The sequence below is a fragment of the Streptomyces sp. NPDC042638 genome, from assembly GCF_040647235.1.
GTDB lineage: Bacteria > Actinomycetota > Actinomycetes > Streptomycetales > Streptomycetaceae > Streptomyces > Streptomyces rameus.
This window is the reverse complement of sequence record NZ_JBEZBT010000095.1, coordinates 1-14,327: the sequence shown is the minus strand read 5'-3', so window position 1 is coordinate 14,327 and position 14,327 is coordinate 1. Positions and strand designations below refer to the sequence as shown.

17 protein-coding genes are annotated in these 14,327 nt (G+C 70.4%); 13 read left to right on the top strand and 4 right to left on the bottom strand.

The features are described from left to right. Positions 1–779, top strand: a 779-nt coding sequence (locus tag AB0B40_RS36640) for an RDD family protein (protein ID WP_362267903.1), incomplete at its 5' end; no start/stop codon positions are given. A gap of 70 nt (positions 780–849) precedes the next feature. Continuing rightward, on the top strand, positions 850–1,647 hold the full coding sequence (locus AB0B40_RS36635; protein ID WP_362267901.1) for an RDD family protein: 798 nt from the start codon (positions 850–852) through the stop codon (positions 1,645–1,647). Between the two features lie 153 nt (positions 1,648–1,800). On the opposite strand, the gene AB0B40_RS36630 is transcribed toward AB0B40_RS36635, so the two are convergent. Next, positions 1,801–2,037 (bottom strand): hypothetical protein, encoded by a 237-nt coding sequence (locus AB0B40_RS36630; RefSeq protein ID WP_345053105.1) that lies wholly within the window; start codon positions 2,035–2,037, stop codon positions 1,801–1,803. A 365-nt stretch (positions 2,038–2,402) separates the two neighbouring features. On the opposite strand from AB0B40_RS36630, the gene AB0B40_RS36625 reads away from it, so the two are divergent. Continuing rightward, positions 2,403–4,763 (top strand): immune inhibitor A domain-containing protein, encoded by a 2,361-nt coding sequence (locus AB0B40_RS36625; RefSeq protein WP_362267899.1) that lies wholly within the window; start codon positions 2,403–2,405, stop codon positions 4,761–4,763. A gap of 121 nt (positions 4,764–4,884) precedes the next feature. After that, entirely contained in the window at positions 4,885–5,211 is a 327-nt protein-coding gene (locus tag AB0B40_RS36620; protein ID WP_345053110.1) for a hypothetical protein, read from the top strand. A 67-nt stretch (positions 5,212–5,278) separates the two neighbouring features. Here the strand turns inward: AB0B40_RS36620 and AB0B40_RS36615 are convergent, their stop codons facing one another. Then, positions 5,279–5,881: a nicotinamidase gene (locus AB0B40_RS36615; protein WP_345053112.1), complete on the bottom strand. Its 603-nt coding sequence runs from the start codon at positions 5,879–5,881 to the stop codon at positions 5,279–5,281. Positions 5,882–5,978: 97 nt separating this feature from the next. Continuing rightward, positions 5,979–7,325 (bottom strand): nicotinate phosphoribosyltransferase, encoded by a 1,347-nt coding sequence (locus AB0B40_RS36610; RefSeq protein WP_362267896.1) that lies wholly within the window; start codon positions 7,323–7,325, stop codon positions 5,979–5,981. Between the two features lie 64 nt (positions 7,326–7,389). On the opposite strand from AB0B40_RS36610, the gene clpS reads away from it, so the two are divergent. From clpS to AB0B40_RS36570, 8 genes are all read left to right on the top strand, one after another. Then, on the top strand, positions 7,390–7,698 hold the full coding sequence (clpS, locus tag AB0B40_RS36605) for an ATP-dependent Clp protease adapter ClpS (protein WP_189294522.1): 309 nt from the start codon (positions 7,390–7,392) through the stop codon (positions 7,696–7,698). 12 nt (positions 7,699–7,710) lie between these two features. Continuing rightward, positions 7,711–8,316 (top strand): DUF2017 domain-containing protein, encoded by a 606-nt coding sequence (locus tag AB0B40_RS36600; RefSeq protein WP_345053120.1) that lies wholly within the window; start codon positions 7,711–7,713, stop codon positions 8,314–8,316. A gap of 329 nt (positions 8,317–8,645) precedes the next feature. Next, positions 8,646–10,088: an amino acid permease gene (locus AB0B40_RS36595; protein WP_362267893.1), complete on the top strand. Its 1,443-nt coding sequence runs from the start codon at positions 8,646–8,648 to the stop codon at positions 10,086–10,088. A gap of 184 nt (positions 10,089–10,272) precedes the next feature. After that, entirely contained in the window at positions 10,273–10,695 is a 423-nt protein-coding gene (locus tag AB0B40_RS36590; protein ID WP_345053125.1) for a M67 family metallopeptidase, read from the top strand. A gap of 85 nt (positions 10,696–10,780) precedes the next feature. After that, on the top strand, positions 10,781–10,876 hold the full coding sequence (locus tag AB0B40_RS36585; protein WP_345053128.1) for a putative leader peptide: 96 nt from the start codon (positions 10,781–10,783) through the stop codon (positions 10,874–10,876). A 115-nt stretch (positions 10,877–10,991) separates the two neighbouring features. Beyond that, positions 10,992–11,270 carry a MoaD/ThiS family protein gene (locus tag AB0B40_RS36580; protein WP_362267890.1) on the top strand — a complete coding sequence of 93 codons (279 nt, stop codon included), beginning with the start codon at positions 10,992–10,994 and terminating at the stop codon, positions 11,268–11,270. A gap of 17 nt (positions 11,271–11,287) precedes the next feature. Continuing rightward, a complete protein-coding gene (locus AB0B40_RS36575) occupies positions 11,288–12,238 on the top strand; it encodes a cysteine synthase (protein WP_345053132.1) in 951 nt (316 codons plus the stop codon). Between the two features lie 119 nt (positions 12,239–12,357). Beyond that, the gene (locus tag AB0B40_RS36570) at positions 12,358–12,804 is read left to right on the top strand and encodes a hypothetical protein (RefSeq protein WP_362267888.1); all 447 of its coding nucleotides are present in this window, start codon (positions 12,358–12,360) and stop codon (positions 12,802–12,804) included. A 9-nt stretch (positions 12,805–12,813) separates the two neighbouring features. Here the strand turns inward: AB0B40_RS36570 and AB0B40_RS36565 are convergent, their stop codons facing one another. Further along, on the bottom strand, positions 12,814–13,272 hold the full coding sequence (locus AB0B40_RS36565; protein WP_345053137.1) for a type II toxin-antitoxin system PemK/MazF family toxin: 459 nt from the start codon (positions 13,270–13,272) through the stop codon (positions 12,814–12,816). Positions 13,273–13,510: 238 nt separating this feature from the next. On the opposite strand from AB0B40_RS36565, the gene AB0B40_RS36560 reads away from it, so the two are divergent. Next, positions 13,511–14,263 carry an MBL fold metallo-hydrolase gene (locus AB0B40_RS36560; RefSeq protein ID WP_345053139.1) on the top strand — a complete coding sequence of 251 codons (753 nt, stop codon included), beginning with the start codon at positions 13,511–13,513 and terminating at the stop codon, positions 14,261–14,263. Positions 14,264–14,327 lie beyond the last annotated feature (64 nt).

Genomic DNA, 14,327 nt, shown 5'->3' with positions numbered 1-14,327 from the left:
CGCCGGACGAGCGGATGTACGGCCTGATGGCGACGGTCGCCTCGGCCGCGCTCGCACGACGATTCGCGGCCCCGTCCGTGCCGCACCAGGCGGGACCCGCTCAGGCGGGTCCCGCGCACGCCGCACCCCCGCAGGCCGGTGCGCCCGGCACCCCGCTGACCACCGGCCCCGGTGGCGGGCAGGCGTCCTGGGCGCAGCAGGTGCACCAGCTGGCCGGAGGCGGGGACGAGCAGCCGGTGGCGCCGTGGAAACCGCCGGTGGAGGACATCTTCCAGGCCGCCGCGCGCCGGCAGGCCGCCGCCCGCCCCGCCGGACTCGGCAGGCGGCTCGCCGCCCGGCTGCTCGACCTGCTGGTGACGGGTGCCGTGACGGCCGCCGCGGCGGTCCCGCTCGGCCTGCGGGCCGCGGACCACGTCCAGCAGAAGATCGACGCGGCCCGGCTGTCCGGCCGCGAGGTCACCGTCTGGCTGCTCGACGGCACGACCGGCACCAGCCTCGGCGTCGTCGTCGCCGTCCTCCTCCTCGTCGGCGTCCTGTACGAGGTGCTGCCCACCGTCAAGTGGGGCCGCACCCTCGGCAAGAGGCTGTGCGGTATCGAGGTGCGGGACATCGAGGCGCACGAGCCCCCGACGTTCGGCCCGGCGCTGCGCCGCTGGCTGGTCCTCAGCGTGCCGGGTCTGCTGGGCGTCGGGATCGTGGGTGTGCTGTGGTGCCTGTTCGACCGGCCCTGGCACCAGTGCTGGCACGACAAGGCGGCCCACACGTTCGTCGCGGGCTGACCGCGGGGCGCCTACTCCGTCCGGCCGTCTTTCGGATGCGCGGCCGGGGAGTTCGGGTTCCACTCGGGCCATGAGCAGCGAACCGCCCCCCGGCTCCGGAGAGCAGCCCCCCGAGGACGACCCCTTCAGGAAGCGGCCCCCGTCGGACCAGGGTTCGGGCTCGCCGTACGACGCCCCGTACGGCGGCGCCCAGCAGCCCCCGCCCCCGGGCGGCGGACAGCCCCCGCATCCCGGCGGCGGTCCGGGCGGCGGCCAGCCACCCCCGTACGGAAGCGGTGAGCCGCCGCCCCCGTACGGCGGTCAGCAGCCACCCCCGTACGGCGGCGGCCCGTACGGGGATGCCGGACCCTACGGCGGCGGCCCCCACGGCGGCCCTTACGGAGCGGGCGCCGGCGGTTACCCGGCCGACCCGCTGGCCGGGATGCCCCCGCTCGCCGACAGCGGCAAGCGGACGCTCGCGCGGATCATCGACATGATCCTGGTCGGCATCGTCGTCTGGCTGCTCACCTGGGCGTTCGGGGTGCGGGAGTACACCGTCGACGGTGACCGCGTCGAGGTCGGCAGGTCCGTGGCCCAGTCCCTCATCGCGGCGGTCCTCTACATCGCCTACGACACGGTCCTGATCAGTAAGTCGGGTCAGACCCTCGGCAAGAAGTGGCTGGGCATGCGGGTGGCCAACCTGGACAACGGCGCCACCCCCTCCGTGCAGACCTCGCTGACCCGGGCGCTGGTGCTGTGGGTGCCGTTCGCCTTCTGCTGCGCCTGCATCTGGACGGCGATCGCGGGCGGTTGGAGCTTCTTCGACAAGCCGTACAAACAGGGCCTGCACGACAAGGCGGCCAAGACGGTGGTGGTCAGCACGCGTTGAGCGCCCATGGAACGAAGTGGCATGGGCGCCCATGCCACAGCGGCGGCCCCGGGGCGCACCCGGGGCCGCCGCTGTCGTGTGTCCGGTGCGTCTCGCGTGCCGCGTGCGCCGCTCCCTGCCTCGTGTGTCGCCCGTGTCCCCTGTGTCTGTCGGTCACAGGGAGGTGGGGACGCGCTCCTCGTCCGCAACGGGCTCGGCGGACGCCTGCGCCGCGTGTGCCCCGGCGACGGGGACCGTCCACGCGACCAGCAGCCCCAGCGCGAGTGCCGCGAGGGCGATGACGACGATGCCGAGGCCCGAAGCCGTCTCGGACAGCAGCAGCATGGCGAGCGTCGAGAAGATCACGGTGCAGGAACCGTAGGCGAGCTGTGCGGCGGTCGGACGAGGCATGGCAATCGTGTCCTCGGCAGTATTCGGGAATGGGGGTGCCGTTCGACTCTCTTGGCCTGCATGCCCGAGCCGGACGGCCGGTAAGCATGACCTAACCCACGGTACCGGTGCACGGGGGGCGCATGGAGTCACCCCTCCCCTCGGACCGACGGCTTCCTGCGCCCGTTCGGCAGGCCGACACGTGTCCGCAAACCGAACGTCGCCTCCGCATAGTGCACTTGTCCTGCTCAAGTCAAGATCTGTCTTTTGCGGCAAACCTCTAGTCAAATGTCGTCACTTGATTACACGCGTTGATCGTGCGCGCACGGATTCCTCCATGACCCGGAACCCCCTGTCCGTGTGCGCGGCGCGGGGGAGGAACTCAAGTGACCAGCAGATCCTGGACGTTCAGAGCTGCCGCCATCGGCGTGACGCTGGCGGCGGCCTCGGCCACGTTCGCGACCTTCGCCGTCGCGGAGGCGAGCGCCCCGGCGGGGTCCGCCGCCGTCAACCGGCACGACCCGGCTCCGGTGGGGCAGCAGAAGCACGACCTCGACGGCCCGCTGAGCAAGACGCAGGACGCCCAGCGCGAAGAGGCCCTGAAGCGGCTCATATCGGGCAAGGCCAAGGCCGAGGAGCGCAACGGTTCCAAGGTCGTCAAGCTCGCGAGCCGCAAGGGCCAGAACAAGTACGTCGAACTGAGCCGCGAGAAGACCGACAAGATCTTCACGATCCTGGTGGAGTTCGGGAACCGGACCGACCCCAAGTTCGGGGGCACCGCAGGCCCGCTGCACAACAAGATCGCCGCGCCGGACCGCGAGAAGGACAACTCCACGGCCTGGCAGAAGGACTACAACAAGAAGCACTACCAGGACCTCTACTTCGGCACCGGCAAGAAGACCGAGTCGCTGAAGAAGTACTACGAGAAGCAGTCCTCGGGCCGCTACTCGGTCTCCGGCGAGGTCACGGACTGGGTCAAGGTCCCGTACAACGAGGCCCGTTACGGCAACAACGCCTGCGGTTCCACCAACTGCCCGAGCGTGTGGAACGTCGTCGGCGACGGCCTGAACGCGTGGGTCGCCCAGCAGAAGGCGGCCGGCCGCACCGACGCCGACATCAAGAAGGACCTCGCCAAGTACGACCAGTGGGACCGGTACGACTACGACCACGACGGCAACTTCAACGAGCCCGACGGCTACGTCGACCACTTCCAGATCGTGCACGCCGGTGAGGACGAGTCCGCCGGCGGCGGCGCGCAGGGCAAGGACGCGATCTGGGCCCACCGCTGGTACGCCTTCGGCACCGACGCCGGCGCCACCGGCCCCGCGGACAACAAGCTCGGCGGCGCCCAGGTCGGCAACACCGGCATCTGGGTCGGCGACTACACCATCCAGCCGGAGAACGGCGGCCTCGGCGTCTACGCCCACGAGTACGGCCACGACCTCGGTCTGCCGGACGAGTACGACACCGCCGGCGGCGACAACTCCACCGGTTTCTGGACCCTGATGTCCTCCGGCTCCTGGCTCGGCACGGGCAAGGAGTCCATCGGCGACCTGCCCGGCGACATGAACGCCTGGGACAAGCTCCAGCTGGGCTGGCTGAACTTCGACACCGCCACGGCCGGCAAGCAGTCCACCCACAAGCTGGGCCTCGCCGAGTACAACACCTGGGACAAGCAGGCCCTCGTGGTGAACCTGCCCGACAAGGCGGTCACCACCACGATCACCCAGCCCGCCGAGGGTTCGGCCCAGTGGTGGAGCGGCAGCGGCAACGACCTCAGGAACACGCTGACCCGCTCGGTCGACCTGACCGGCAAGTCGTCGGCGAAGCTGGACCTGGACGGCTGGTGGGCCACCGAGGACGGCTACGACTACGTCTACACCGAGGTGTCGACCGACGGCGGCGCCAACTGGACCGCCCTGGACGGCACGGCGGACGGCCAGCCCCTCGCGCGTGACGCCAGCGGCAAGCCGGCCCTCACCGGCTTCTCGCAGACGCACAAGAAGCTGTCGTTCCCGCTCGACGCCTACGCGGGCAAGAAGATCGACCTGCGCTTCCGCTACGCCACCGACGGCGGTGTCGCGGAGAACGGCTTCACGGCCGACCAGATCACCGTGACCGCCGACGGCACCCCGCTGTTCTCGGACAACGCCGAGACCGCGGACTCCGCTTGGACCGCGAACGGCTTCTCCCGCATCGGCGCGTCCTTCACCAAGGACTACAAGCAGTACTACATCGCCGAGAACCGGCAGTACGTGTCGTACGACAAGACGCTGAAGACGGGCCCGTACAACTTCGGTTCGGCCAAGCGTCCCGACTGGGTCGAGCACTACCCGTACCAGAACGGCCTGCTGATCTGGAAGTGGGACACCTCCCAGGCGGACAACAACACCAACCAGAACCCCGGCGGTCACCCGGGCACCGGTCTGATCCTTCCGGTCGACTCGCACTGGAAGGCGCTGAAGTGGGCCGACGGCACGCTGCTGCGCAACCGCATCCAGGCGTACGACTCCCCGTTCAGCCTCTACGGCACGGACGGCATCACGCTGCACAAGGCCGACGTCGCGCTGAAGATCAAGCCTTCCAAGGGTGTCCCGGTCTTCAACGACCACACCAGCACCTACTACGACCCGTCGAACCCGACGGGCGGGGTGAAGGTCACTGACACCAACACCAAGATCACGATCGTCAAGGAGGCCAAGGACGGCTCCACGATCCAGCTCAAGGTCGGCCCCGCGGTGAAGTAGTCCACAAAACCGCAGGTCAGAAGCGTATCGGCGGCAACCCCTTGGCGGGTTGCCGCCGATCGTGTTTAGGTGCGTCCTGTGGACCGCTTATTGACACCGACCGGAACGGGGATGTGACCGCATGGCCGCTGGAGGCTTCTGCAAGCTGCCGAACGGCACGGTCGTGGTGGCGCTGAACCTGCCCTACGACCCCGCCGGGGTGCGGGTACTCGTACACGCCCGCAACCGGGCCCGTGCCCTGACCAGGCTCCGCAACCTGGGGTTGCGCGCGGTCTACCTCCGGGGGAACGCCGCGCCTCCGACACCGGACGAGATCACGGCGGTCCTGCACCATCCCGACGGCCTGATATGGCGCACGGCGGCGGCCGACAACGGTGTCACCGTGAACGAGCTGTGGCACCCGATCCGGGCCCTGCTGCGCAGACCGCCGGCGGTCCCCCAGGGGTGACGCCCGGCCCTCCGCCGGAGCGGAGGCCGGTCGCGCGGGCCCTCGCGCCCCTTTTCGGCCGCCGGCCCTAGGGCCTGGCGCCGCTCACCACGGGCTTGCCCGCCAGTTCCACGCCCGCCTCCCGCAGCTCCTCCAGGGCCCGCTCGGTGGTCCCGGGGGAGACCCCGGCCGTCAGGTCCAGGAGTACCTGGGTGCGGAAGCCCTCCCGGGCGGCGTCCAGGGCGGTGGCCCGCACACAGTGGTCCGTGGCGAGGCCCACCACGTCCACCTCGGTGATCTCGCGTTCCCGGAGCCAGTCGGCGAGGGAGACGCCGTTCTCGTCCGCGCCCTCGAAGCCGCTGTAGGCCGCCGAGTACGCCCCCTTGTCGAACACGGCGTCGACCGCGCCGGAGGCCACGGCGGGGGCGAAGTTCGGATGGAAGCCCACGCCCTCCGTGCCCGCGACACAGTGCGCGGGCCAGGACCGGACGTAGTCGGGGTTGTCCGCGAAGTGGCCGCCGGGCGCGATGTGGTGGTCACGGGTGGCCACCACATGCCGGTACCCGGTGCCCGCCGCCTGTCCGATCAGCTCGGTGATGGCGGCGGCCACGTCCGCTCCGCCGGCCACCGCGAGGCTGCCCCCCTCGCAGAAGTCGTTCTGCACGTCTACGACGATCAAGGCGCGGCGCATGCTGGGTGTCCTTCGACTAAGAGTGAAGTAACTGAGCCTAGAGACTTCCGGGCCCGTGCGGGAGGGGGCGTTCGAGCGGACGGACGGCGGTCGTGGTTCAGCTACCCGAGCGCCCCTGGACGTACTCCGTCGGAATGACGGGTTCCCCCCGGGAGAGCTGGATCGCGGAGAGCGGCAGATTCGCGCGGGCCGCGATGTGCCGGTCCCGGGGGACGTCCAGCGGCTCGCGGGCGACCACCTCGCCGTCCTTGATCAGCCGCACCAGCAGCTGCCGGTCGGCCAGCTCCGCGGGGACGGGTCCCGTGCCGACGACCTCGGCCTCCGCGACGCCCTCCGCGTCCAGCCGGCGCGCGGCCCACTTGCGCCCGCCGATGGAGGTCTTGCCGCCGCTGGACTTCTTCGCCACGGGGACCAGCGGCGCCTTCGGGTCGGCCGTCTCGGCGCGCGCGACCAGCTTGTACACCATGGAAGCCGTCGGATGCCCGGAGCCGGTCACCAGCTGGGTGCCGACGCCGTACGCGTCCACGGGCGCCGCCGCCAGCGAGGCGATGGCGTACTCGTCCAGGTCGGAGGTCACCACGATCTTGGTGCCGGTGGCGCCCAGCTCGTCCAGCTGCTGGCGCACCCGGTGGGCCACCAGCAGCAGGTCACCGGAGTCGATGCGGACCGCGCCCAGCTCGGGGCCGGCCACCTCCACCGCCGTACGGACGGCCTCCGTGACGTCGTAGGTGTCCACCAGCAGGGTGGTGCCCCGGCCGAGGGCGTCCACCTGGGCCTGGAAGGCGTCCCGCTCGCGGTCGTGGAGCAGGGTGAAGGCGTGCGCGGAGGTGCCGACGGTCGGGATGCCGTAGCGGAAGCCGGCGGCCAGGTCGGAGGTGGTCGCGAAGCCGCCCACGTAGGCGGCGCGGGCGGCGGCCACCGCGGCCAGCTCGTGGGTGCGGCGGGCGCCCATCTCGATCAGCGGGCGCTCCCCGGCCGCGGAGGCCATCCGGGAGGCGGCGGCGGCGATCGCCGAGTCGTGGTTGAGGATCGAGAGGATCACCGTCTCCAGGAGCACGCACTCGGCGAAGGTGCCCTCGACGCGCATGACCGGCGAGCCCGGGAAGTACACCTCGCCCTCGGGGTAGCCCCACACGTCGCCGCTGAACCGGTAGTCGGCGAGCCACTTCAGGGTCGGCTCGTCGACGATCCTCTGTTCCTCCAGGAAGCCGAGCACGTCCGGGTCGTAGCGGAAGTTCTCCACGGCGTCCAGGACGCGCCCGGTACCGCCCACCACGCCGTAGCGGCGTCCGTCCGGCAGCCGCCGGGTGAAGACCTCGAACACGCTCCGCCGCTCGGCCGTCCCGGCCTTCAGGGCGGCCTGCAACATCGTCAGCTCGTACTGGTCCGTGAAGAGCGCCGTCGAGGGGACGTCCACCGGCAGCCCAAGGTCCGCTGTGTTCATGACGAGTAGCGTAGCGCCTTTTCGTCGGTGTGACGATTTGTAGTGATCGTGGCAGCATGGCTGTGTGACGTCACCCGCGCCCGTAGAGATCGAACGCACCGAGTCGGCGGAGGAGGTCTTCGCCGTACCCGAGCCCGACGTCCCCTGGGTCACCATCGTGCACAACGACCCGGTCAACCTCATGAGCTACGTGACGTACGTCTTCCAGACGTACTTCGGCTACTCCAAGGACAAGGCCACCAAGCTCATGCTCGATGTCCACCACAAGGGCCGGGCGGTCGTCTCCAGCGGTAGCCGCGAGGAGATGGAGCGCGACGTGCAGGCGATGCACGGCTACGGTCTGTGGGCCACCCTCCAGCAGGACCGGAAGTAGCGACCGACTTACATGCCCGGACACTTCGAACCGCTCCCCGGCGGCGGCGCGGCCGTCGCGCTCGACGACGTCGAGATCTCCATCATCCGGTCGCTGGCCGTGCAGCTCCTGGAGCTGATCGGGCCCGGCCCCGGCGCCGACGCCCCGGCCGACCCGCTCGCCGAGCTGTTCGCCGAGGGCCCGAGCGAGCCGCCGGCCGACCCGGTCCTGCGCAGGCTCTTCCCGGACGCCTACGTCGACCCGGAGCGGGACCCCGGCTCGGCGGCCGAGGCCGACGAGCGGCGGGAGCACTCCGCCGAGTTCCGCCGCTACACCGAGAACGACCTGCGCGCGGGCAAGCGGGAGAACGCGCTCGGCGTGATCCGCAGCCTGGACGCGCTCGCCCCGGTGGACGAGGGCGGGGCGGTGCTGAAGCTGTCCCCGGAGGAGTCCCGGCAGTGGCTCGGTGCCCTCAACGACCTCCGGCTGGCGATCGGCGCCCGGCTGGAGATCACCGACGAGGACGACACCGACCTGCTCTACCGGCTCCCGGAGGAGGACCCGCGCAAGCCGATGGTGCTGGCCTATCTCTGGCTGGGCGGGCTCCAGGAGACCCTGGTGACGACCCTTATGGAGTGATTCACACGGGTTTGCCCCTGACGAGTGTTCGCTCAGAGGACGCTCAAATCCGGATAACGATCCCGTCACCTTTGTGGCCTGTTTTGACGCATTTGAGCGTTCTTTGTCCGCTTTTACCTATGTGATGCATCACATCACTCCGGTGTGATCAGTATTGCGGCCGTGATAAATCTTCACGACCGCCCGGCCAACACCACCCATGTTCGGCCGGGTGCGCCACCGAGCCGACGACCGTCGGCCAGGCAATAGCTCCAGCAATCCGGGGGGATCGAGACCCGATCCGAGGCCGACGAAAGGCCCGGGTCGGCATGGAGAAAGGCGCACCACACATGACCTCAGCGCAGGTCGACCAGCATCGCGACGGCAATGAGGCCGTGCGGGCCGAGGGCAGCGAGGGCGGCGAGGGGTATCAGCGCGGGCTCGGAGCCCGGCAGATCCAGATGATCGCCATCGGCGGTGCCATCGGCACCGGCCTGTTCCTCGGCGCGGGCAAGGGCATTTCCAAGGCCGGACCCAGCCTGATCCTGGCGTACGCCATCGCGGGCCTGGTCATCTTCCTGATCATGCGGGCTCTCGGCGAGCTGCTGATGTACCGCCCGGTGTCGGGTTCGTTCTCCGAGTACGCCCGCGAGTTCCTCGGCCCCTTCTGGGGCTACGCCACGGGCTGGACGTACTGGCTCTTCTGGGTGGTCACCGGCATCACCGAGGTCACCGCGGCGGCCAAGTACATGACGTACTGGACCCACGGCAGCTTCCCGCAGTGGGCCTACGCGCTCATCTTCACCGTGCTCCTCTACACGGTGAACCTGATCTCCGTGAAGCTCTTCGGTGAGCTGGAGTTCTGGTTCTCCATGGTCAAGGTCACCGCCATCGTCGGCATGATCCTGATCTGCGCCGGCATCCTCACCATCGGCTTCTCCGACGCCGCCGACACCGCGTCCGTCGCCAACCTGTGGAACCACGGCGGCTTCTTCCCCAACGGCATCGGCGAGACGCTGATGACGCTGCAGATGGTGATGTTCGCCTTCCTCGCGGTCGAGCTGGTCGGCGTCACCGCCGGTGAGTCCAAGGACCCCGAGAAGACCCTGCCCAAGGCCATCAACACCGTGCCGTGGCGCATCGCCGTCTTCTACGTCGGCGCGCTCATCATGATCATGTCGGTCATCCCGTGGTCCAACTTCAAGGCGGGCGAGAGCCCCTTCGTGCTGGCCTTCGAGAAGATGGGCCTGGGCGTCGGAGCGGCGATCGTCAACTTCGTCGTCCTGACCGCCGCCCTGTCCTCCTGCAACTCCGGCATGTACTCCACCGGCCGCATGCTGCGGGACCTCGCGCTGAACAACCAGGGCCCGAAGATCTTCACCAAGCTGACGCGCAGCGGTACCCCGCTGGTCGGCACGTCGTTCTCCGCCGCGCTGATGCTGGTCGGCGTCTGGATCAACTACCAGTGGCCGGGCAAGGCGTTCGACTACGTGGTGTCCTTCGCGACCATCTCCGGCATGTGGGCGTGGATCGTCATCCTGCTCTGCCAGATCCGCTACCGCGCCAAGTCCGACCGCGGCGAACTGCCCCGCTCCGGGTTCCGCGCGCCGGGCGGCCGGTTCGCCAGCTGGGGCGCGCTCGCCTTCATCGGCATGGTGATCGTGATGATGGGCATCGACAAGGACGCCCGCGTCTCGCTGTACTGCGCGCCGCTGTGGGCCCTGGTCCTGGGCATCAGCTACCTGGTGCTCAAGCGCCGCAACCCGGAGGCCGCCGCCTTCCGCAAGCGCTGACGACACGGCCGTACGGACGCGGGAACGCGACAGCCGTACGGCCCGGCAGGACACCCTCCCAGGACGTCCGGCCGCCGGGAGCACTCGTGGCGCCCCCGGCCGCCGCCGCTCAGGACGTCCACCATGCGGGCCGTCCCATACCGACCCTCGGTACGGGACGGCCCGCCTGCTTATCCTGGCCCTCATGCTGACCATCACCCAGGCCCTCGTCGACCAGATCGTCGCCCACGCGCGCAAGGACCACCCCGACGAGGCGTGCGGCGTCGTCGCCGGCCCGGCCGGCTCGGACCGCCCCGAGCGCTTCGTCCCGATGCTGAACGCGGCCATGTCGCCCACGTTCTACGAGTTCGACTCGGGCGACCTGCTCAGGCTCTACCGCGAGATGGACGACCGCGACGAGGAGCCCGTGGTCATCTACCACTCCCACACGGCGACCGAGGCGTACCCGTCGCGCACGGACATCTCCTACGCCAACGAACCCGGCGCCCACTACGTCCTGGTCTCCACGGCGGACACCGACGGTCTGGGCGAGTTCCAGTTCCGTTCCTTCCGGATCCTGGAGGGCGTGGTCACGGAGGAGGACGTCAGGATCGTGCCCGCCCACTGAACCGCGTCTCATCGTCCGGACCGTTTCCGTCCGTCATGTGGAATCACACTCTGGGGGCCGGACCGGGAATCGATACGATGAGCCCATGGTTCTGAACGACGTGAGCGACAAGGCGCCGGGCATGCTGCTCGTGGCGCGGCTGCACGTCGACCTGTGCAGGCTGAACAGCGCCATCTGTTGACGTTTCCCTCCGCCGCACGGCCGTGAGCCGCGGCGCTCCCCCCAGTGCCGGACGCCTGGGGGACCCCAGGCACGCACACCGAATCGACGAACCCTTCCGACAGGAGCCCGCAACCATGGCCATCGAGGTCCGCATCCCGACCATCCTCCGCCAGTACACCGACGGCCAGAAGGCGGTGGAGGGCAACGGGAACACCCTCGCCGAGCTGTTCGCCGACCTCGAGAGCCGGCACGCGGGCATCCAGGCCCGCATCGTGGACGGTGACCAGCTGCGCCGCTTCGTCAACGTCTACCTCAACGACGAGGACGTCCGCTTCCTGGACGGCATCACCACCAAGCTGACCGACGGCGACAACGTGACGATCCTGCCGGCCGTGGCCGGCGGCATGCGCTGATCGGCCGCTGAGCAGCGATGCGCTACGACTCCCCGCTGGCCGCGGTGGGCAACACCCCTCTGGTGCGCCTGCCGCGGCTGTCGCCGTCCCCGGACGTCCGCATCTGGGCCAAGCTGGAGGACCGCAACCCCACCGGCTCGGTCAAGGACCGTCCCGCCCTGCACATGATCGAGCAGGCGGAGAAGGACGGCCGGCTCACCCCGGGCTGCACGATCCTGGAACCCACCTCCGGCAACACCGGCATCTCCCTCGCCATGGCGGCCAAGCTCAAGGGCTACCGGATGGTGTGCGTGATGCCGGAGAACACCTCACAGGAGCGCCGGGACCTGCTCGGCATGTGGGGTGCCGAGATCATCTCCTCGCCGGCCGCGGGCGGCTCCAACACCGCCGTGCGCGTGGCCAAGGAGCTGTCCGCCGAGCACCCCGACTGGGTGATGCTCTACCAGTACGGCAACCCGGACAACGCGGGCGCCCACTACGCGACCACCGGCCCGGAGATCCTCGCCGACCTCCCCTCGATCACCCACTTCGTGGCGGGCCTCGGCACCACCGGCACCCTCATGGGCGTCGGCCGCTACCTGCGCGAGCACCGGCCGGACATCCAGATCGTGGCCGCCGAACCGCGCTACGACGACCTGGTCTACGGGCTCCGCAACCTCGACGAGGGCTTCGTCCCCGAGCTGTACGACGCCTCCGTGCTGACCACCCGCTTCTCGGTCGGCTCGGCCGACGCGGTCACCCGCACCCGCGAACTCCTCCAGCAGGAGGGCATCTTCGCGGGCGTCTCCACCGGCGCCGCCCTGCACGCGGCGATCGGCGTGGGGAAGAAGGCGGTCAAGGCGGGCGAGTCCGCCGACATCGTCTTCGTCGTGGCCGACGGCGGCTGGAAGTACCTCTCCACCGGCGTCTACACGGCGGCCACGACGGAGGAGGCCATCGAGACACTGCAGGGCCAGCTCTGGGCCTAGGCCTTCCGTTCGGGTCAGGCGGTGGGGGCCGGCGGGGGATCCGTTCGCGGCCGTGGTACGTCACATCCGTACCAGGCTGCCGGGCCGGCCCGGCAGCAGACGGCTGAAAGGCGGACCTCATGCGCCCTACCACGCCCCTCGCCCTCACGGCGGCAGCGCTGCTCCTCGCGGGCTGCGGATCCCAGGAGGACACCGGGAGCAGCGGCAAGGCGTCGGAGCCGCCGTCCCCCACCCGGTCCGCCGCGGACTGCGCCGCCCACGCGGAGCTGAAGGCCGCGGACCGCGGCCGTACCGTCTGCGTGACCAGGGGCGGCGAGATCCGGATCACCCTGGACGGCACCACGGCCCGCCCCTGGAAGCCGGTCACCGCGGGCGGCACGGGACTGGAGGCCGTCAACGCCGGTTTCGTGCTCCAGCGGGGTGACGCCACGGCCGCCTACCGGGCCGTGGCCGCCGGGACCGTGAAACTCGCGTCGTCCCGGCCCCTGTGCGCGGAGCCCACCGCGCCCGGCCAGGTCTCCTGCAAGGGCATCGAGGAGTGGGCGGTCACCGTCCGGGTGCGCTGAGGCGCCCGGCTAGCCGGCCAGGTGCCGCACCTGGTCCCACAGGACCGGGTCGACCACGCCCACCCGGCGCCGGAACCCGTCCACCGGCACCTCACGCAGCTCGTCGGTCTCCAGGAAACTGGGCCGTCCCTGGGAGTCGCCGACCGCGCCGGGCGGCAGCGGGATCACCCCGCTGCGTTCGTCGTGGTACTTGCTGGTGATCTTCGCGACCGTGGCCCGGTCACCGCGCACGGCCAGCACCAGACAGGGCCGGTCCTTCACCCCGTCGCGGTCCTCGTACGGGACGTCCGCCCACCAGATGTCCCCGGGGGACGGCCGCTGCGCGCGCGTCCCGCGCGTGCCCGCCCGGCCCGGCGGCCTCAGGCGCCGCCCGGCGGGCCGGCGACCGCGGCCCCAGCCGTCGACGAGCGTGGCGACCAAGGCGAGCAGCACCACCGCCGCGAGCGCCAGCCACCAAGACGTGTCCATACGACGACGTTACCGGCGCGCGCCGAACATCGCGCGCCCTCTTCGGAACCTTGTGCGCCCCGGGTCCAGCCGAACCGGTGACAGCACAGGTGAGTTCCCCCACAACGGCCCCTGGCGGAGGAGCGACCCGCGCTTTCGCGCCTTACGCTCGACAAACCGCACGACCCCCGGACAGCCCTCATCCTGAGTGGCCTCCCGTCCCGCCCACCGGATTCCCGCCAACGGAGGTTTCTGCTTCATGAAGCTCACCGTCGTCGGCTGCTCGGGGTCGTTCCCGTCCGCGGAATCGGCCTGCTCGAGCTACCTCGTCGAGGCCGACGGCTTCCGGCTGCTGCTCGACATGGGCAACGGCGCCCTCGGCGAGCTGCAGCGCCACTGCGGTCTCTACGACCTCGACGCGATCTACCTCAGCCATCTGCACGCCGATCACTGCATCGACATGTGCGCGTACTTCGTGGCGCGCTACTACCGCCATGACGGAGGCCGGTGCGCGCCCATCCCGGTCCACGGCCCCGAGGGCACCGAACACCGTCTGACCACGGCGTACGCGGACACCCCCTCCGCCTCCTCCATGAGCGAGGTCTTCGACTTCCACACGGTCAAGCCGTCCACCTTCGAGATCGGCCCGTTCACCGTGCACACCGAGCGGGTCCGGCACCCCGTGGAGGCGTACGGCATCCGTCTCGAGCACGGCGGGAAGTCGCTGACGTACTCCGGCGACACGGGCGTCACCGAGGTGCTGGACGAGCTGGCCCGGGACACCGATCTGTTCCTGTGCGAGGCCGCGTTCACCCACGGCAAGGAGAGCGTCCCGGACCTGCACCTCAACGGCCGTGAGGCGGGCGAGACGGCGGCCCGCGCGGGCGCCCGCCGCCTGGTCCTCACCCACATCCCGCCGTGGACGGACCCCGAGGTCAACCTGCGGGACGCCCGCGAGGTGTTCACGGGCCCGGTGGAGCTGGCCGCCCCCCGCCAGGTGTACTGGATCTGACCCCCCCCGCCGCCCACGACGAAGGCCCCCGGAAGCCGCGGCTTCCGGGGGCCTTCGTCGTGGG